The following is an 18,644-nucleotide window of genomic DNA, read 5'->3' as shown; positions in this document are numbered from 1 at the left end:
GCTTCCATGACCGACGCGGCAGACAACTCCGAGCAGGATCCGCTCGCCAGGTTCGACACCACCGTGCCGCAGTCGGCCCGGATCTGGAACTACTGGCTGGGCGGCAAGGACAACTACGAGGTGGACCGTGCCGCCGGTGACGCGTTCCGCGAGATCTTCCCCGGCATAGAGACCGGAGCCCGTGCCGCCCGGTACTTCCTCGCCCGCGCCGTCCGTCACCTGGCCGCCGAGGAGGGCATCCGGCAGTTCCTGGACATCGGCACCGGGCTGCCCAGCGTGGACAACACCCATGAGATAGCCCAGCGGGTGGTCCCCGAGTGCCGCATCGTCTACGTCGACAACGACCCGCTGGTGCTGGCCCACGCCCGCGCGCTGCTCACCAGTTCCCCGGAGGGCGTCACCAACTACGTCGACGCCGACCTGCGCGACCCGGTCACCATCGTCCGCGAGGCCGGCAAGACCCTCGACTTCGACAAGCCCGTCGCCCTCATGCTGATGGGCATCCTGGGCCACATCGAGGACTACGACGAGGCACGCGCGATCGTACGACGCCTGGTGGACGCCCTGCCCGCCGGCAGCTTCCTCGTGCACTACGACAGCACCGACACCAGCGAGGCCTACGTCGACGCCATCCGCCAGTACAACGAGGGCGGTTCGATCCCGTACATCCTGCGCAGTCCCGAGCAGATCGCGGGCTTCTTCGAGGGCCTTGAACTGCTCGAACCGGGCGTGGCCTCCTGCTCCCGCTGGCGCCCCGACGACAGCGCCTGGGGTCTGCCCGCGGAGGTGCACCAGTACGGCGGCGTCGCCCTCAAGCGCTAGGACCCGCCCGGCAGTTCACGTCTCCTGAAGAATGCGATGCAGGATCGTCGGGGTCTCCTCCGGCGATTCCGCCTCCACCACCAGCCGGTTCATGACGTCCCAGTAGCACTCGATCTCGGTCGGCCGGTCGGGGTAGAGGGCAGTGACCCTCTGCTCCAGGTAGACCATGTCGGGCAGCCGGCCCCCGGGCAGCCGCAGGATGGTGACCGGCCCGGCCTCCCCCGCGTGCCCGCCCGCGAGGAACGGCATCACCTGGACCGTGACCTGCGGCAGCCGGCAGATCTCGATGAGATGCCTCAACTGGGCCCGCATCGTGCCGATTCCGCCCACCGGGCGACGCAGCGCCGCCTCGTCGATCACGGCCCAGAGCTGTGCCGCCGGCCGCCGACGCAGAATCCGCTGCCGGGTCATCCGCAGCTTGACCCGCCGGTCGAGTTCCGCTCCACCGGCACCCGCGTGGGCGAGCCGGAGTGAGGCGCGCGCGTAGTCGGCGGTCTGCAGCAGATGGGGCACGCGCTGGACCTCGAAGCAGCGGACGAGACTCGCCGCCTGTTCGGCCCCGAGGTAGGCCCGCGCCCAGGTGGGCACCACATCGTTGAAGTGCTGCCACCAGGCAGGGGAGTTGCCCTCCTCGGCGAGGGCCAGCAGGGTGGCTCGCTCGGCCTCGTCCGTGACGCCGTAGAGCGTGAGCAGGTCGGCCACGTCGCGCGGTTTGAAGCGGTGGCGGCCGGCCTCCAGGCGGCTGATCTTGGAGCGGGAGGCGCGGATGGCCTCACCGGCGACCACGCGGGCGATGTCCCGGTCCTCCCGCAGTTCGCGCAACCGCGCGCCCAGCACCAGCCGCGGCACCACGGGGCCGGCCGACAGCCCGTCCAGCGGCGTGGTTAAGACCTCATCGGAACCCATGCGCAAACTCCCTGCGGTGAACTGCCCGTGCACGCCCACGAGTTGTACGTCTGTGACGTGCACGCCCGCGGACGCTGAAGCCAGCCATCCTAGAGGGCCGCGGGGCACGCGATCTTCGACTTGCCGGAATGATCTATACCTTTACAGCCAGGTCGACACGTACATATTTCCTATACGATTTTGCTCAGGGCTGGGACATAGGAAGGGCACAGGCATGGGCCGCCGGAGTCTTAAACTCCCTGCCCACCACACCAGTTCGTGCCGCAGACCTTGACGCGCCCGGCTTCCTCCTCCACGATCGCCGCATCGATTTCCTATCTGATTCCTATCTGAATCCGCAGGGGTGGGTCATGCGCTTCCCAACCAGATCTGTCCTGCCCGGAGTTGTCGCAGTCGCCCTGCTGGCGACGGGGACAGCGGCCTGCACCTACAGGAACTCGGGTGCGCAGTCGGGCAGTCAGGCCGCGCCGGCCGCGCGCACGGGCGCCGGCGCCGACCTCGTGGACGGTTCCAGGACCAGGGTCGCCCTCGTGCCCGGCGGCGCCCACCCGTACTTCCAGCCCTGGAAGACCGCGGGCGTCACCGCGAAGAAGACGTACGGCCTCGGAGCCGTGGCCTTCGACGAGACGGCGGAGTGGGACCAGCAGAAGCAGAACAACCTGCTGTCGACGCTGGCAGCACGCGGCTACAACGCGTTCGGGGTGTTCGGCGTCTCCCCCACCGACATCAACTCGACGTTCGCGGACCTCAAGTCGCAGGGTTTCCCGGTGGCTTCGCTGGGTTCGTGTCCCGCGGGCACCAAGGACGAGGCCGACTTCTGACTCTCCACGGACGTCCAACTCGCCGCCTACAAAGCCGCGAAGGCGGCGATCGCGGCCATGGGCGGCAAGGGCACCCTGGTCCACGTCACCGGCAACAACGTGGACGCCAACACCCAGTTGAGGATCAAGGGCGTCGCCGAGGCCGTGAAGGAGTCGGGCGGCAAGGTCGAGCTCCTGCAGACCATCACCGACATCGACACGGACCTGCAGACCGCGCAGAAGGCGGTGTCCGACCTGATGGCGGCGAAGGGCGGTCAGATCACGGGAATTGTCGCGACCGCCTACAACCCGGCCGTCGCCGCGGCCGACGTCGTCAAGTCGTCCGGGTCGAAGGCGAAGGTCATCGCGATCGACGACGACGCCAAGATCCTCAGCGGCATCAAGCAGGGCACGGTCACCGCCACCGTGGTGCAGAACCCGGTCGGCCAGGCCGAGATCGGGATCTGGGCGCTGGCACTCCTCCAGACGAAGCAGTGCACGGTCCGCTCTCCCGGGGTGGAGGTGGACTCGGGTTCGTTCGTCGTCACCAAGGCGAACGTCGCCGGTTACGACACGGCGCGGCAGGCGAAGACCGCCGAACTGAAGAAGGAGTTCGCCGACAAGATCCTCTCCTGCGGCTGACCGGCGACCAGCCCTGCCGGCCAAGCAGCGCTGATGGCCAACTCCCCCGACAGAAAACGGAATCGCTGAAATGAGCAGCAGCATCATCACGGCCGCGACCGCCAGGCTGGCCGACATCGCCGTCGAGCAGAACCGCACCGACGCGGTGCAGTCGTTCGTCAAGCAGGAGACGGTCCTGGTCGACCTGGAGACCGCGGACGGGCTCACGGGAACCGGCTACTCCTACACGATCGGCACCGGCGGCAGCTCTGTACTCGCCCTGCTCCGCGACCACTTGCTGCCCGCGCTCCTCGGACAGGACGCCCGCACCGTCGAGGCGCTGTGGCAGCGGCTGTTCGCGCTGACCCGGTCCACCACCACCGGAGCCATCACCTCGCTCGCCCTCGCCGCCGTCGACACCGCCCTGTGGGACGTGCGGTGCAAGCGGGCGGGCGAACCCCTGTGGCGGCTGGCCGGCGGTCACCGCCAGGAGGTGCCGGTCTACGACACCGAGGGCGGCTGGCTCCATCTGAGCGCCGAGGAACTGGTCAAAAGCGCCCTCCGCGCACAGGAGTTGGGCTGGGCGGGCGTGAAGATCAAGGTGGGCAGGCCGCATCCCGCCGAGGACGCGGAGCGGCTGCGCGCGGTCCGCGAGGCCGTCGGCCCCGCGCTGCACATCATGACCGACGCCAACCAGTCCCAGACGGCGTCCTCCGTCCTGCGGCTCGCGGCGGCGCTGGAGCCGTACGACCCGTACTGGCTGGAGGAGCCGCTGCCCGCGGACGACATCAGCGGGCACGCGCGGCTCGCGGCGGCGACCCGCATCCCCGTCGCCGTAGGCGAATCCATGTACTCCCTGATGCAGTTCCGCAGCTATCTGGAGGCCGGTGCCGCGTCCGTCGTGCAGGTCGACGCCGCGCGGATCGGTGGCATCACGCCGTGGCTGAAGGTCGCGCACCTGGCGGAGAGCCACAACGTGATGGTCTGCCCGCACTTCCTGATGGAACTGCACGTGAGCCTCGCCGCCGCCGTGCCCAACGGCCAATACGTCGAGTACATCCCGCAGTTGAGGGCCGTGACCCGCACGGAACTGACCATCCGCGACGGCATGGCCGTGGCCCCGGACGTACCGGGCATCGGCATCGACTGGGACCCGGACGCGCTGGACGACCGGAGGGTGGCATGACGACCTCGATCAGCCCGCCGGACACCGTCCCGGAGGAGAAGACGGCCGCGCACCGCATGCCGTTCTGGGTCAACCAACGACTCGGTCTCCTGGTCCTCGTCATCGCGCTCGGCGTCCTGTTCGGTGTGCTCCGACCGGCTTTCCTGGACCAGCGGTTGGTGCTCTTCCCGCTCCTGCGCGACATCGCCACACTGACCGTGGTCGCGCTCGCGCAGATGGTCGCCCTGTCCGTGGGCCACATGAACCTCGCGGTCGGCCGCATGGCAGCCTTCGGCGCCATGTTCGCGGGCCTCGGCTACGACCGTCTCGGCGTCCCGATGCAGGTGGGGCTGCTGATGTGCCTGGCCGCCGGGGCGGCGATCGGCGCGGTCACCGGCTGGCTCATCGCCCGTACCGGAGTGAGTTCCTTCGTCGTCACCCTGGCCATGGACTTCGCCCTGTTGGGCCTGGTCTCCCTCCTGTACTCGTCCCTCACCGACGACGCCGCCTTCACCACCCACCCCGCCGGAATCGACGCCCTGCGCTCCTACTCCCTCGCCGACATCTGCGCGGGCCCCGTCTGCGGCTCCCCGGCCGTCCCGCAGATCGCCCAGTTCACGCTCCTCGCGATGCTCGCCCTCGGTTTCCTCTACGGCTGCACGCGCATCGGCCGCGAACTGCTGCTCACCGGCGCCAATCCGGCCGCCGCGGAGCTGTCCGGCATTCCCACCGGGCGCCGGATCCTGCTCGCGCACACGCTGTCGGGGCTGCTCGCCGCGCTCGCCGGGTTCATGGCGGCGGCCGGCACGGGCACGTTCCGCGCCTCCATCGGCGACGACTTCATGCTGCCGTCCTTCCTGGGCGCGGTACTTGGCGGCACCCTCCTCACGGGCGGGGTGGTGTCCGTGCTGGGCACGCTGCTCGGCACCGCCCTGGTCGGTGTGATCCGCAAGGGGCTCGACCTGCTCGGCGTCGGTCTGGAGAGCCTGAACATCTATCTCGGCTGTGTCCTCCTGCTGGCCCTGTCGGCGGACCGGATACGCGCCGTGGTGTCCTATCGCAAGGTGGTGCGTTCGACATGAACCGCTTGAACGTGACGCTGGGTCAAGGGAGTTGGGGTGGCTCGGCGCTGCGCCGGTTCTCCCGTTCCACGGCGGCGATGCTGCTGTGCGTGGTCGTGGTGGGCTATGTGGCGCTGGGCATCGCCTCGTCGGGCTCGTTCTTCGAGGGCCCCTCGGTGCGGGTCTTCCTCCAGTACCTGGCCACTCCCATCCTCATCGGCCTGGCCCAGACGGTGGCGCTGTGCGTGGGCCAACTCAACCTCGCCGTGGGCGCGTTGGGCGGCTTCACCGCCTGTCTCATGGGCGTCCTCATGGCCGACCACGGGGTGCCCGCCGGAGTCGCCGTGATCGTGGGCCTGTTGACGGCGACGGCCATCGGGCTGGCCACCGGTGTCGCCATCGTGGGCACCCGGATCAACGGGTTCATCGTCACCCTCGCCACGATGACGATCCTCCTGGGGGCGCAGTACCGGCTCACCGGCACCCGTACCGTCGACGGCTACTCCCGTACGCTGCGCGACTTCGGCACGGCTGCGCCGCTGAACATCCCGCTCGTCTTCGTCACCGCGCTCGTCGCGGCGGCACTGCTGGCCGCGTTCATGTACCGCACGGTCGCGGGCCGACGACTCCTCGCCGCGGGCGGCAACCCGCTCGCCGCCCGGCTGTCCGGCATCTCCACCGACCGGCAGATCGTCGCCGCGCACACCCTGTCCGGGCTGCTGATCGGGGTGGCCGCCGTGACCGCCACGGCCTCGCTGCCCGGCGTCAACCGCAGCGTCGGCGGTGACTGGCTGCTGCCGAGCTTCGCCGCGCCGATCATCGGGGGCGTGGCCCTCACCGGCGGTTCGATCGCCGTACTGGGCACGGTACTTGCGGCCTTCGTGACGCGGCTGATCGATGCCGCGCGGGCCCAGTTCTCGCTGGACCCGAGCTGGGTGAACCTCCTCATCGGCCTGGTCGTGCTGGGTACGGTCGCCGGTGGCCGACTGCACCAGACGCGCCTGGAGAAGTCCGCGACGACCGACGGCGCCGTCCTGCCGCAGACCGGAGGTACCCAGTGAGCGGCACGGTTCTTCTCGAATGCCAGGACCTGGTCAAGGTCTTCCCCGGTGTCCGGGCGCTGGACGGCGTGGGGCTACGGCTGACCGCCGGCAGCGTGCACGCGCTCCTCGGCGAGAACGGCGCCGGCAAGTCGACCCTCATCAAGGTCCTCACCGGCGTCCACTCCCCCGACGGCGGCCGGCTCACCCGGAACGGCCAACAGGTCCATCTGCGCTCGCCGTTGGAGGCGACCCGCACCGGCATCGGTGTCGTCCACCAGGAACGCAACCTGATCCCGGGCTTCTCGGTGGCGGAGAACATCACCCTGCAGAACCCGCCCTCCCACCGCGGCCTGGTCGACCGCGAGGCCATGACCGCACCGGCCGTCGCCTGCCTCGCGGAACTCGGCGTCGACCTCGACCCACAGCGGCCGGTGCGTGAACTCTCGGTAGCGCAGCAGCAGTTGGTGGAGATAGCCAAGGCCCTCTACACCGAGAGCCGGGTCCTGCTGCTGGACGAGCCGACCGCGTCCCTCTCCCCGCAGGAGACCGAGCGCCTCTTCGAGGTGATCCGGCGACTGGCCGACCGAGGCGCCTGTGTCGTCTTCGTCAGCCACAAGCTGGAGGAGGTCTTCGCGGTCTGCGACACCGTCACGGTGCTGCGCGACGGCAAGTCGGTCCTGGAGTCGTCTCCCCTGTCGGACCACACCCACGACGACATCGTGGGCCTCATGGTGGGCCGCGCCCACGCGGCGACGGAGATGCGCCCCCGCACGGTCGACCGCACCGGCACCCCAACTCTCGTACTGGACAAGGTCTCCACGGCCGGCGGACACCGTGACATCAGCCTGGAGGTCCGGCCCGGCGAGATCGTCGGCCTGTACGGACTGGTCGGCGCCGGACGCAGCGAACTGATCAAGGCGGTGCTGGGCCTGGACCGCATCACGGGCGGCGAGGTCCGCGTCCACGGCAGCCCGGTCCGCATCACCTCTCCCCGCCAGGCCCTGCACGAGTTCGGCATCGGCTACGTCACCGAGAACCGCAAGGAGGAGGGCGTCTTCCTTGAGCAGCCCATCGTCCGCAACATCACGGTGACGGTGTGGAAGCGGCTCGCCAAGGCCCTCGGGTTCGTCTCGGCACGCGAGGAGCGGGACGTGGCGCAGGATCTCGTCGACCGGCTCGGCATCCGTGTCTCGGGGCTAGGGCAGAACGCGGGTGAGCTCTCGGGCGGGAACCAGCAGAAGGTCAGCCTCGCCAAGTGGCTTGCCGCGGACACCAAGTTGCTGGTCATCGACGAGCCGACGGTGGGCGTCGACGTGCGCACCAAGCGCGCCTTCCACGAACTGATCTGGGACCTGGCCCGCGACGGCCTGCCCATCCTCCTCATCAGCAGCGACCTCGCGGAGATGGTCACCCTCGCCGACCGCATCGTCGTCATGACGGACCACCGCGTCCGCGGCGAACTCGACAACGACCGCGACTACGACCGCATGAGCGGCCGGGTCATCCGCCTGATCCACGACCGCGACGCGGTGCGCTCGTGAGGCGCGTGGCCCAGGTCATCGCTGTACACCCGGAAAAGCTGGACGAATACCGGGAGTTGCACCGCCACGTGCCCCAGCCGGTGCTCGACCGCATCCGGCACTGCCACATCACCAACTACTCGATCCATCTGCTGGGCGACCGCCTGTTCAGCTATTTCGAGTACCACGGCGACGATCTCGCGGCGGACCTGGCCCAGATGTCCGAGGACGAGGCCACCCGGCGGTGGTGGGAACTCACCGCCCCCTGTCAGGCGCCCGTGCCGGAGGCGGCGCCCGGCGAGTGGTGGGCCACGGCGGAACAGGTGTTCCTGATGGAGTGAGCGGGGGCGGGCTCCCAACTCCCCGTTCCGCGGCGGCCGTTCAGGAAACGGACGGCTCGCCGTCCTCGATCTGCCGTGCCAGGCTGCGCGTCAGGTGCTCCGTCATCGCCTCGGCCGCCCGTTCCGGGTTGCGGCGCAGAACGGCACGGACGATCCGCTCGTGCTCGGCGACGGTGGGCCCCCAGGCGCCAACCACCTTGCTGAGCCGGAAGATGTGCAGATGTGCGTGGAGCCGTTCCACCGCGTCCGCCAGCAGCGGTCGATGCGCGGCCTGTCCGATCGCCTCGTGGAAGCGCTGGTCGAGGGCGGCGAAGTCGCGGTAGGACGCGTACCGTTCGTTCGGGCTCGGGTGGGCCTGCATCTCCTCGACGATCCGCTCAAGGCTGTCGAGTTGCGCTTCGGTCGCGTTGACGGCGGCCAGCGCGGCTGCCTTCGGCTCCAACAGCAGCCGCATCTCGAAGAGTTCGTCGAGACCCTGACGGGTGAGCAGCTGCGTGGCCCGGTATCCGGAGAGCGCCCGCTTCACGACCAGGCCGTCGGACTCCAGCCGGGCGAGCGCCTCCCGTACGGGAGTTGGCGAGACCTTGAGGGTGCGGGCGAGGGCTTCGATGCCGACGCGGGCGCCGGGGGCGATCTCGTGGTCCATGACCATCGCCTTGACGCGCTCGTACACGCTGTCCGACAGGGCCTGCCGGACGGGCGGCACGCTCCGCTCGTCGCTCTCGCCCTCGTCCGGAACCCCGGCCGCGGAAGGACTGTGCGGCGGCATCCCGGCTCCCTCTCAAGGCACTTGGCGTTCCCGACAGTTTACCCAGGTAGATGGGCTGAGAGGGGCTCCCGCGGAACTTCTCCGTCTGGTTCCGCCCGTCACCCGGCCTCCGCGGCGACCGTCGCCGTTCCGCCGCTCTTCTCGGTCAGGTCGAGGCTGCTGCGCAGGCTGACCGGCTTCAGCAGGATCGCGGCGAACACCGCGATGAGGGCGGCCACGGCCGAGAGGAGGAAGATCCGCGCGGTGGCGTCGCCGTAGGCGACACGGATGATCTCCTGTACGGCGGCGGGCTGCGCGGAGACGTCCGTGGCGGAGCCCGTGGTGCGCAGTCCCGCCGAGACGAGGCCGTGCGCGATCTGGTCCTGGACGTGCCGGGCCAGTACGGCGCCGAGGACGGAGACACCGATCGTGCCGCCGAGGGAGCGGAAGAACGACACCGTGGAACTGGCCGCGCCGATGTCCTTCAGCGGCACGGTGTTCTGCACGACGAGCACCAGGTTCTGCAGGGTCATGCCGACGCCCATCCCGACACACAGCATCGCCACGCCCAGCAGCGGCATGGGCGTCCTGGAGTCGATGGTGCCGAGCACGGCGAACCCGAGCGTGAGGAGAACGGCCCCGGTGATGATGAACGGCTTGATCTTCCCGGTCCGGCTGATCAACCGGCCCGCGACCGTGGAGGCGACGAGAATGCCGGCCATCATGGGAATCGTCAGCAGGCCCGCCTCGGTCGGACTGTGCCCGCGGCTGAGCTGGAAGTACTGGCTGAGGAACACCGCGGCGCCGAACATGGCCGTACCGACGGAGAGGCTGCCGACGATCGCCAGCGCGGTCGTGCGCTGCCTCACGATGTGGAGCGGTACGACGGGTTCGGCGGCCCGCGACTCCACCCACACGGCCGCGCCGATCAACACCAGCCCGCCGGCCACCATGACCCCGGTCTGCCACGAGGCCCAGCCGAAGGAGTTGTCGACGAACGACACCCACACCAGCAGCACGCTGACGCCCGAGGCGATGAGGGTGGCCCCCAGGTAGTCGATCCTGACGTTCTCGCGCCGGAGGACGGGAAGGCTCAGCGTCCGCTGAAGCATGAGCAACGCTACGGCCGCGATCGGCACGCCGATGAAGAAGCACCACCGCCACCCCAGCCACGAGGTGTCGACGACGACACCGCCGAGCAGCGGCCCGCCGATGGTCGACGTGGCCGTGACACTGCTCAAGTAGCCGCTGTATCGGCCGCGTTCGCGGGGCGGGATCATCGCCGCGAGGGTGATCTGGACGAGGGCCTGCACGCCTCCCACCCCGACACCCTGCAACGCCCGCGAGGCGATGAGCTGCCCCGCGGTCCGACTCACCCCGGCTGCCACGGCACCCAGCACGAAGACGCCGATGGACACCTGCACGAGGGTCTTCTTGCTGAACAGGTCGGCCAGCTTGCCCCAGATCGGCGTCGTCGCCGTGCTGGTGAGAAGCGTCGCGGTGACGACCCACGTGTACTGCGTCTGCGACCCGTGCACCGCCCCGATGATCTTCGGCAGCGCACTGGAGACGACCGTACTGCTGAGAGTGGAGACGAACAGCGCGAGCAGCAGCCCGCTGAGCGCCTTCAGCACCTTCCGGCGGGCGGCGGGGGTTGTGTCCGACGGACTCGACTCGTTCACTGCCGCGCTCATACGCCGGACTCCAAGCGACCCGTTCGCTATACGCCGCGTATAGCGATATCGACTCACCATACACGGTGTATAGCGGAGGGAAACAGAGTTGACTCGGGGCGGAGGGCGACGACCCCGCGGACTACCGCCCCTCGCTCCGCAAGGCGCGGCGCAGCGAGGTGAGCTGGCGGCACGTCATCATTCGTTTACCGGCGGGTCAGGCGTTCCACGTCCAGTCGGCGACCTCCGGCAGGTCGGTGCCGTGTTCGCGGATCCAGGCGTGGTGGCGGGTGCGGGCGTCGGCCATCTGCTGGCGTACGGCGGCTGCGCGTACCGCGAGGCCGGGGACGCGGTCGATGACGTCCATGACCAGGCGGTAGCGGTCGAGGTCGTTGCGGACGACCATGTCGAAGGGGGTGGTCGTGGTGCCGGACTCCTTGTAGCCGCGTACATGCAGGTGGGCGTGGCCGGTGCGGCGGTAGGCGAGGCGGTGGATGAGCCACGGGTAGCCGTGGTAGGCGAAGATGACCGGCCTGTCGGTGGTGAAGAGGCCGTCGTACTCGAAGTCGCTCATCCCGTGCGGGTGTTCGTCGCGGGGCATGAGCCGCGTCATGTCGACCACGTTGACGACCCGCACGGCGAGGTCGGGCAGGTGCCGGCGCAGCAGCTGGGCGGCGGCCAGGATCTCCAGCGTGGGGACGTCGCCGGCGCAGGCCAGGACGACGTCGGGTTCGTCGCCGTTCTCGGTGCCCGCCCACTCCCAGATCCCGGCGCCGCGCGCGCAGTGGGCGCGGGCCTGGTCCATGGAGAGCCAGTCGAAGCAGGGCTGCTTGCCGGCGACGACCACGTTGACGTAGTCACGGCTGCGCAGGACGTGATCGGCCACGGAGAGAAGGGTGTTGGCGTCCGGCGGGAGGTAGACCCGGACGACCTCGGGGCTCTTGTTGAGGACGTGGTCGACGAAGCCGGGGTCCTGGTGCGAGAAGCCGTTGTGGTCCTGGCGCCAGACATGGGAGGTCAGAAGGTAGTTGAGGGAGGCGATGGGTGCCCGCCACGTCAACTCCCTCGATGTCTTCAGCCACTTGATGTGCTGGTTGACCATCGAGTCGACGATGTGCACGAACGCCTCGTAGCAGGAGAACAGTCCGTGCCGGCCGGTGAGCAGGTAGCCCTCCAGCCAGCCCTGGCAGGTGTGTTCGGAGAGGATCTCCATCACCCGGCCGTGCCGGTCCAAGTGCTCGTCGACCGGCAGGAGTTGGGCCTGCCAGGCCTTGCCGCTGGCGTTGAAGACGGCCTGGAGACGGTTGGAGGCGGTCTCGTCCGGGCCGACGAGGCGGAAGTCGCGGCTCGCCGCGGTGTCGTGCATGACCTGTTCGAGGAGGTCGCCGAGAACGCGGGTCGGCTCGTGCAGGGTCGTGCCCGGCTTCTCGACGGGGACCGCGAACCGGTCGAGGGACGGGATCGGCAGGTCGCGTACCAGCAGGCCGCCGTTGGCGTACGGACTGGAGCCGAGGCGCTTGGTGCCCCCGGGCAGGCAGGCGAGGACGTCCGCGACGGGCCGGCCGTCGGCGCCGAACAGTTTCTCCGGGTGGTAGGAGCGCAGCCAGGCCTCCAACTGCCGTAGGTGCTGCGGGTTTTCGCGCACCTCGGACAGTGGGACCTGGTGCGCGCGCCAGGTGCCCTCGACGGGGACGCCGTCGACCTCGGCGGGCCCCGTCCAGCCCTTCGGGGTGCGCAGGACGATCATCGGCCAGTGCACCCGCTCACTCACGCCGTCCTCGCGGGCGGTGCGCTGCATCACGGCGATGCGGTCCAGCGCGTCGTCGAACGCGGCGGCCATCGCGCGGTGCACCTGGAGCGGGTCGTCGCCGGTCACGTGGATCGGCTCGTGGCCGTAGCCGCGCAGCAGTTCGTCGAGTTCGGACTCGGGGAGACGGGACAGGACCGTCGGGTTGGCGATCTTGTAGCCGTTCAGGTGCAGGATCGGCAGGACGGCGCCGTCGTGGACCGGGTCGAGGAACTTGTTGGAGTGCCAGGCGGCGGCGAGCGGTCCGGTCTCCGCCTCGCCGTCGCCGATGACGCAGGCGACCAGGAGGTCCGGGTTGTCGAAGGCGGCGCCGTACGCGTGCGCGAGGGAGTAGCCGAGTTCGCCGCCCTCGTGGATCGAACCGGGTGTCTCGGGCGCCACGTGGCTGGGCACGCCACCGGGGAAGGAGAACTGCCGGAACAGCCGCCCCATACCCGCCCCGTCGCGTGAGACGTTCGGATACGTCTCGCTGTAGCTGCCCTCCAGCCAGGAGTTGGCGACCACGGACGGTCCGCCGTGTCCGGGTCCCCAGATGCACAACGCGTCGAGACCGCGCGCCTTGATCACCCGGTTGAGGTGGGTGTACACGAGGTTGAGCCCGGGCGAGGTACCCCAGTGGCCCAGCAACCGCGGCTTGATGTGCTCGGGCTTCAGGGGCTCGGTCAGGAGCGGGTTCGCCATCAGGTAGATCTGGCCTGCGGCAAGGTAGTTGGCGGCCCGCCAGTGGGCGTCCAGGGTGCGCAGTTCGTCGTCGGAGAGTACGGACAGGGCGGTGGCGTCCTGGGTTTCGGCCTTGGGCATCGGGGGCTCCGGAAGTCATCGGCATGGTTCAACGGGGGCGTCGTAGGTGGAACTACCGCGTCAGCAGGCGGAGTTGGGGACGATCGTGCTCATGCATGCTCGGGCACGACGACCACCGGGCAGGGCGAGTGGTGCAGCACTCCGTGTGCCACCCGGCCCAGTTGGAGGCCGTAGTGCCCGGGGCGGCGCCTGGCTCCGACGACCAGGAGGTCGGCGCCGCGCGAGGCGTCCACCAGTACCGTCCGGGTGGGGCCCTCGACCGTACGGCGGCGTGACGCGACATCGGCGGGGACGTCCTGGAGCGCCGCGTCCAGCGCCTCCACCGCCTGCTGCTCGTGCAGTCGGGCGGGTTCGCCGGACATCAGCGCATGGTCGGTGGACTCGCGCGCGGGCCACCGCCAGGCCCGTACCGCCTCCACCTGGACTCCACGGCGCCGCGCCTCGTCGAAGGCGAAGCGCACCGCCGCCGAGCCCGCCGGCTTCTCTCCGATCCCCACGACGATCCGGCCGTGCGCGCTGGTCCGGTCCTGGTTGTCGCCATCGCCGCGCACGACGACCATCGGGCACTGCGCGTGCCCGGCGACGGTCAGGCTCACGGAGCCCAGCAGCGCCTCGGCGAGACCACTGCGGCCACGGGTGCCCGTCACCAGCACGGAGGCGCTGCGGCTCTCCCGCACCAGCGCGTACTCGGGTTCCTCGGCCAGGACGTCGGTGGAGATCTTCACGTCGGGCCGACGGCGGTGGGCGCGTCGGGCGGCCGTGTCGACGATGTCCTCGGCCCGCACCTGTTCGGACGGCTTGTCGTGGTCGTCGGCGAGGGAGGTGCCCTCGTACCGTTCCCAGAGCGAGGCGTACACCAGCCGTAGCGGCACCCCGCGCAGTACGGCCTCGTCGGCCGCCCAGTCGACGGCCCGCAGGCTGGGCTCGGAGCCGTCGACGCCGACGACGATCGGGAGGTCCGTCCCGGGGCCGGGCCCGGGATCGGGGTGGTCGTCCATGACGAGGGGCTCGCCGGACGCTCGTGCATCGGGTGCCTTCATGACTGCTGCTCCTCAGTCGTGTGCGACGACGGCCACGGGGGCGGTGGAGTGGTGCAGGACGCCGTGCGCGACCGGGCCGATGTGGGCGCCGAGCGCACCACGGCGGATCCGGCGGCCGACGACGATCAGGGAGGCCGCACGGGAGGCGTCCACCAGGTGATCGGCCGCGCTGCCGGCGCGGGGCTCCAGGACGACCTCGATGTCGGGATGCTTCTGCCGCCACGGGCGCAGGGCCTCGGTGAGGGAGTCGGTCTCCTCACGGGAGAGGTCCTCGTTGAGGCCCGCGTCCAGCGCGAGGCCGTAGGCGTAGTACGGCGGGAGGTTCCAGCCGTAGACGACGCGCAGGGCGGTGTCGCGCCGGGCGGCCTCGGCGAACGCGAACTCGATCACCGCGTCGGCGGGTGCGTCGGCGTCGAGGCCGAGCACCACGGGCCGGGGTGGAGTGGTGGACGCCGGGGCGCTCTCGTCCTCGTCGGCGGCCTGGTCGCCGACCCGGACCAGGACTACGGGCAGTTCGGCGCGCGCCACGACGGAGAGACCGACGGAACCGACGAGGAATCCGCCGACGCCGCTCAGCCCGCGGGAGCCGAGGACCAGCAGGTCGTCGTCCTTCGACGCGTCCACCAGAACGTCAGCGGGCGTGCCGGTCACCCGCTCCACCGTCACGTCCACACCGGGGTGACGCAGCCGCAGTCCCTCGGCCGCCTCACGTGGAATCCGCTCGCTCCAGTCCCGCAGCGTCTCGGCACCCAGCAGCGGGGCCTGGGCCAACGGGTCCGGGGCGGGCTCCCGGACATGGACGACCTTCAGCGGCAGACCGCGCAGTTCCGCCTCGCCCGCCGCCCATTCGGCGGCGGCACGGCTCTCGGGGGAACCGTCGAGACCTGCGACAACACTGCGGACCATGGTTCTGTCTCCTCAACGGGATGTCTGATTCCAGCTTCGTGTCGTAGGGGTTCCCGCGGCAGGGGCCGCAGGTCCCCGACAGGGGCCGTTCGGCCCAATGGGCAGCCGGAGGGTGGGCCCCTGCGGAAGGGGCCCACCGTCTCTCCCGCAGTCAGCGCAGCCAGGTGTGGTCGCGGACGATCGGCAGCGTGGACCAGAGCTTGCCGAGACCCCACGTGGCACCGGCACCCACGACCGCGAGGGCGATGAGGACCGCGGCGTAGACGAGGTGGTAGTCGACGAACGGGTTCGACGACATGCTCGGCGAGCCGTCCGACAGGTGCTTCGCCGGCGGCCACTCGGCCAGCCACATCAGCGCCATCATCGCGGTCCCCGCCACGGCCGCGAGCCGCAGCGCGACACCTGCCGTCAGCGCGAGACCGACGGCTAGCAGACCGAGCATGAACAGCAGGTCCGCCCAGCCGGCACCGGCCCAGTCGTGGAACGTCGACTCCATCGGGCCCGCCGCCACCGAACTCAGAAAGCCTTTCGTGGGCGAGCCGCCGTCGAGCCAGCCCTTGCCGGACGGAGTCGCGTACCCAAGGCCGAACGTCTTGTCGAGGAAGGCCCACAGGAAGACGAACCCGGTCAGCAGACGCAGCGACGCGAAGGCGTGGGCACGTGTCGCGGTGGTCGCCGGGGCGGCTGCCGTCACGGCGGCGTCGGATGCGGATCCGTTCCCGCCGAACGTCGGCAGGTGGAAACCGGAGCTACTGTGCGAAGGCTCGTGCACGGCCATGATCGGGGTCCCTTCGAGGTGTCGGGTCGTTCGTCGCACCCTCACTCTTGTGCGCCGGGCCGTCCGCCACCCGATGCCGTTGGTCCGCCGGTACCCGGCCGAACGGCCCCTTCCGCAGGGCCGGTTGGGCCCCGGGCGACGGAATGCGCCGCTGAACGTCGTCCCACCCGGCGGACCCCGCACCGGGTGCTACACCGAGGCCTCCACGGGCGGCCGACCGGAGTTCTTCCTTTGGCGACAAGCGGCCACGGGCACCTTGGCGAACAAGCCCGCCAAGGCGAGCGGGATGAGTGGGGAGAGCGCGCGGCCCAGCCGGTTCCAGTCGCCCTGATCCACCGGCACCCAGGATCCCCACGGCTCCTCGGCCACCTTCACCGGTGCGCCGAAGACGGGTTCGGAGGAGAAGCCGGTAGCCGTGATCCGGCGTGTCCCGCCGCCTGAGTCCTGCGCCGGATCCACGAACCCCTTGCAGTCGAGGTCGGGATGACCGCCGCCGCGCGATGTCGTAGTCGGCACGGACGCCTCGCACTCCGTGACCCGCATGGTCAGCTCGTTCCCGACCAGCCCCAGGCGCCCGACGGCCGAGACGGCCAGGTAGCCGGCGACACCGAAGAGGGAAAGGGCGATCACACCGCGGAGCACGATCCCGAAGACCCGCTTCCGCCCCGTGCGCGCCGTGGTCCGCTTGATCACGGTCCGATCGTACGAACCCACCGCCGGGCCACCGACAGCACCCCTGCCTCCCGGTGCGGCAAACCCGCGGTTGGTCGCACCGGGAGGGGCCGACGGGGACACGGCACGAGGGACGGTTGGGGCCGGTCGGCCCTGGTGCCGCCGGGCCGGACGCGTGATGATCGGGGGCACGGACGGCCCGCGGTCCGTGCTCACTCCGGGGAACGAGGCGTCGAGATGGCCGAGGCACACACCTTCACCGCGCAGGACCCGATCCGTGTCTTCCTGCTGGACGACCACGAGGTCGTCCGTCGCGGTCTGTCCGACCTCCTGGACGCCGAGGAGGACATCTCGGTGGTCGGCGACGCGGAGAACGTCGAGCACGCCCTCCTACGAGCCCCCGCGGTACGCCCGCACGTCGCCGTCCTGGACGTACGCCTCCCCGACGGCGACGGCATCACCGTCTGCCGCGAACTCCGCGACCGCATGCCGGAGTTGGCGGTGCTGATGCTCACCTCGTTCGACGACGAGGACGCCCTGCTCGACGCCATCATGGCCGGCGCGTCCGGCTACGTCCTCAAGCAGATCAAGGGCTCCGACCTGGTCTCGGCGGTACGGACGGTCGCCTCCGGCCAGTCGATGCTCGACCCCGCGACAACCGCCCGTCTGATGCGCTCACTGCGCGCCGAACCCACTCAAACCCCGGCGATCTCCCCCGAGTTGGCGAGCCTGTCGCCGCGCGAGCGGGAGATCCTCGCGCTGATCGGGGACGGCCTGACCAACCGCGAGATCGGCAAGAGCCTCTACCTGTCGGAGAAGACCGTCAAGAACCACATCTCCCGACTGCTCGCCAAGCTGGGCGTCCAGCGCCGGGTACAGGCCGCGGTCCTCGCCTCGCACCTGGAACAGCCCGGGCCCGGCAACCGTCCCGGCGGCTGAACCGCACGCCGGGCCGTCGGGGACGCGTGGCTCGCACCGCACACCTGGGACCGCGGGCGACCGGTGGAACGCCAGATCCGTTCCACCGGTCACTCGTTCCCGCGAGGGCTAGCAGCGGACGAGGGCGACGGGGCAGTCCGCCTCGTGCAGTGCCGTCCGGCAGACCGGGTCCAGTGGCAGGCGGGCGAACCGGTACCGGTCGCGTACCCCGACCACCAGGAGTTGGCTGTCCGCGCCGGCCTCGACGAGGGCCCGGCGGGATCCGCCGCGGGGCCTGCGGCTGCGCAGGGTGACGTCGGGGTACCGTTCGCGCAGTTCGGACAGCGCCTCGGCGAGCGCGAGGTCCTCCTCGTCCTGGGTCGTGGCCTGTGCGGACCCGCCGTAGGGACGTGCGGCGGAGATGTTCCGCAGCCGTGTCGTCACCAGGTCCGCGCCGCGTGCCGAGGCCTCGGCGAAGGCGAATTCGGCGGCTCCTCGCAGCGTCGACGCGCCGTGGACCACGAGCAGCACCGGGCCGACCGGGTTCGGCCTGCCGCGCACCACCAGCAGTGGACCGGACACACACGCGGACAGACGCCCGGCGAGCGAGCCCTCGCGCCGGGTGCCGCGTGCGCGCTCGCTTCCGACGACGGTCAGCGAGGCGGTGCGCGACTCGCCCTCCAGTACGGTCCCGGGCTCGCCGACGAGGACCCCGCGCGCGATCCGCACGCGCGGTGCGGCGCCACGGGCGTACCGCTCGGCCTCGGCCAGTACGCCACGCGTCGACGCGTGCCCGCCGGTCCCGTCCGTCTCCCACGAGGGAACCGCGAACCGCCCCGCCCCTGACGGCCAGCCGACCGCCTGCGTCAGCTCCAGACCGACCCCCAACCGCTCGGCCTCCCGCGCGGCGGCCTCGACCACCGCCGGATTCGACGGCGAACCGTCCACGACCACGACCACCGGGCCTTTCGTCACAGTCCACCCCTCTCAGGCACCCTCCCCGGACGGAAGAAGCGCTCCAC

The 18,644-nt window shown here is 70.5% G+C and carries 16 protein-coding genes and 1 pseudogene; 8 read left to right on the top strand and 9 right to left on the bottom strand.

Features of this window, described 5'->3' with window-relative positions:
- Window positions 1-6 precede the first annotated feature (6 nt).
- The gene (locus OG226_RS43280) at window positions 7-822 is read left to right on the top strand and encodes an SAM-dependent methyltransferase (RefSeq protein WP_328685028.1); all 816 of its coding nucleotides are present in this window, start codon (window positions 7-9) and stop codon (window positions 820-822) included.
- A 15-nt stretch (window positions 823-837) separates the two neighbouring features.
- Here OG226_RS43280 and OG226_RS43275 read toward each other — a convergent pair whose 3' ends face one another.
- Window positions 838-1,728 (bottom strand): helix-turn-helix domain-containing protein, encoded by an 891-nt coding sequence (locus tag OG226_RS43275; protein WP_329352135.1) that lies wholly within the window; start codon window positions 1,726-1,728, stop codon window positions 838-840.
- Between the two features lie 350 nt (window positions 1,729-2,078).
- Between OG226_RS43275 and OG226_RS43270 the strand changes: the two are divergent.
- The 6 genes and pseudogenes from OG226_RS43270 (at window position 2,079) to OG226_RS43245 (ending at window position 8,279) form a co-directional block, all read left to right on the top strand.
- Window positions 2,079-3,170, top strand: a pseudogene (locus OG226_RS43270) (sugar ABC transporter substrate-binding protein).
- A 70-nt stretch (window positions 3,171-3,240) separates the two neighbouring features.
- Window positions 3,241-4,335, top strand: coding sequence for a mandelate racemase/muconate lactonizing enzyme family protein (locus tag OG226_RS43265; RefSeq protein WP_328685025.1), 1,095 nt, complete (start codon window positions 3,241-3,243; stop codon window positions 4,333-4,335).
- Complete coding sequence (locus OG226_RS43260) at window positions 4,332-5,396, top strand: ABC transporter permease (protein ID WP_329352134.1); 1,065 nt, start codon at window positions 4,332-4,334, stop codon at window positions 5,394-5,396. Before OG226_RS43265 ends, OG226_RS43260 begins: the two co-directional genes overlap by 4 nt.
- Window positions 5,393-6,436, top strand: a complete 1,044-nt coding sequence (locus tag OG226_RS43255; RefSeq protein ID WP_329352133.1) for an ABC transporter permease — start codon at window positions 5,393-5,395, stop codon at window positions 6,434-6,436. The genes OG226_RS43260 and OG226_RS43255 overlap by 4 nt, the downstream gene beginning before the upstream one ends.
- Window positions 6,433-7,959, top strand: a complete 1,527-nt coding sequence (locus OG226_RS43250; protein ID WP_328685022.1) for a sugar ABC transporter ATP-binding protein — start codon at window positions 6,433-6,435, stop codon at window positions 7,957-7,959. Before OG226_RS43255 ends, OG226_RS43250 begins: the two co-directional genes overlap by 4 nt.
- Entirely contained in the window at window positions 7,956-8,279 is a 324-nt protein-coding gene (locus OG226_RS43245) for an L-rhamnose mutarotase (protein ID WP_328685021.1), read from the top strand. Before OG226_RS43250 ends, OG226_RS43245 begins: the two co-directional genes overlap by 4 nt.
- 40 nt (window positions 8,280-8,319) lie before the next feature.
- Here OG226_RS43245 and OG226_RS43240 read toward each other — a convergent pair whose 3' ends face one another.
- The 7 genes from OG226_RS43240 to OG226_RS43210 all read right to left on the bottom strand — a co-directional run bounded on the left by OG226_RS43240 (window position 8,320) and on the right by OG226_RS43210 (window position 16,725).
- Entirely contained in the window at window positions 8,320-9,048 is a 729-nt protein-coding gene (locus OG226_RS43240) for a GntR family transcriptional regulator (protein ID WP_328685020.1), read from the bottom strand.
- A gap of 98 nt (window positions 9,049-9,146) precedes the next feature.
- The gene (locus OG226_RS43235; protein WP_329352132.1) at window positions 9,147-10,721 is read right to left on the bottom strand and encodes an MFS transporter; all 1,575 of its coding nucleotides are present in this window, start codon (window positions 10,719-10,721) and stop codon (window positions 9,147-9,149) included.
- A 196-nt stretch (window positions 10,722-10,917) separates the two neighbouring features.
- Entirely contained in the window at window positions 10,918-13,308 is a 2,391-nt protein-coding gene (locus tag OG226_RS43230) for a phosphoketolase family protein (protein ID WP_328685018.1), read from the bottom strand.
- 89 nt (window positions 13,309-13,397) lie between these two features.
- Window positions 13,398-14,306, bottom strand: a complete 909-nt coding sequence (locus OG226_RS43225) for a universal stress protein (protein WP_328686600.1) — start codon at window positions 14,304-14,306, stop codon at window positions 13,398-13,400.
- A gap of 54 nt (window positions 14,307-14,360) precedes the next feature.
- Window positions 14,361-15,254, bottom strand: a complete 894-nt coding sequence (locus tag OG226_RS43220) for a universal stress protein (RefSeq protein WP_328685017.1) — start codon at window positions 15,252-15,254, stop codon at window positions 14,361-14,363.
- 151 nt (window positions 15,255-15,405) lie between these two features.
- On the bottom strand, window positions 15,406-16,032 hold the full coding sequence (locus OG226_RS43215) for a hypothetical protein (RefSeq protein WP_328685016.1): 627 nt from the start codon (window positions 16,030-16,032) through the stop codon (window positions 15,406-15,408).
- A gap of 189 nt (window positions 16,033-16,221) precedes the next feature.
- The gene (locus tag OG226_RS43210) at window positions 16,222-16,725 is read right to left on the bottom strand and encodes a hypothetical protein (protein ID WP_328685015.1); all 504 of its coding nucleotides are present in this window, start codon (window positions 16,723-16,725) and stop codon (window positions 16,222-16,224) included.
- A gap of 216 nt (window positions 16,726-16,941) precedes the next feature.
- On the opposite strand from OG226_RS43210, the gene OG226_RS43205 reads away from it, so the two are divergent.
- Window positions 16,942-17,643, top strand: coding sequence for a response regulator transcription factor (locus OG226_RS43205; protein WP_328685014.1), 702 nt, complete (start codon window positions 16,942-16,944; stop codon window positions 17,641-17,643).
- A gap of 108 nt (window positions 17,644-17,751) precedes the next feature.
- Here OG226_RS43205 and OG226_RS43200 read toward each other — a convergent pair whose 3' ends face one another.
- Window positions 17,752-18,597 carry a universal stress protein gene (locus OG226_RS43200; RefSeq protein WP_328685013.1) on the bottom strand — a complete coding sequence of 282 codons (846 nt, stop codon included), beginning with the start codon at window positions 18,595-18,597 and terminating at the stop codon, window positions 17,752-17,754.
- Window positions 18,598-18,644: the final 47 nt, after the last annotated feature.

Origin of the sequence: Streptomyces sp. NBC_01261 (assembly GCF_036226385.1) — a bacterium.
Lineage (GTDB): Bacteria > Actinomycetota > Actinomycetes > Streptomycetales > Streptomycetaceae > Streptomyces.
The sequence above is the reverse complement of the archived record's forward strand: the minus strand, read 5'-3'. Positions and strand labels throughout refer to the sequence as shown.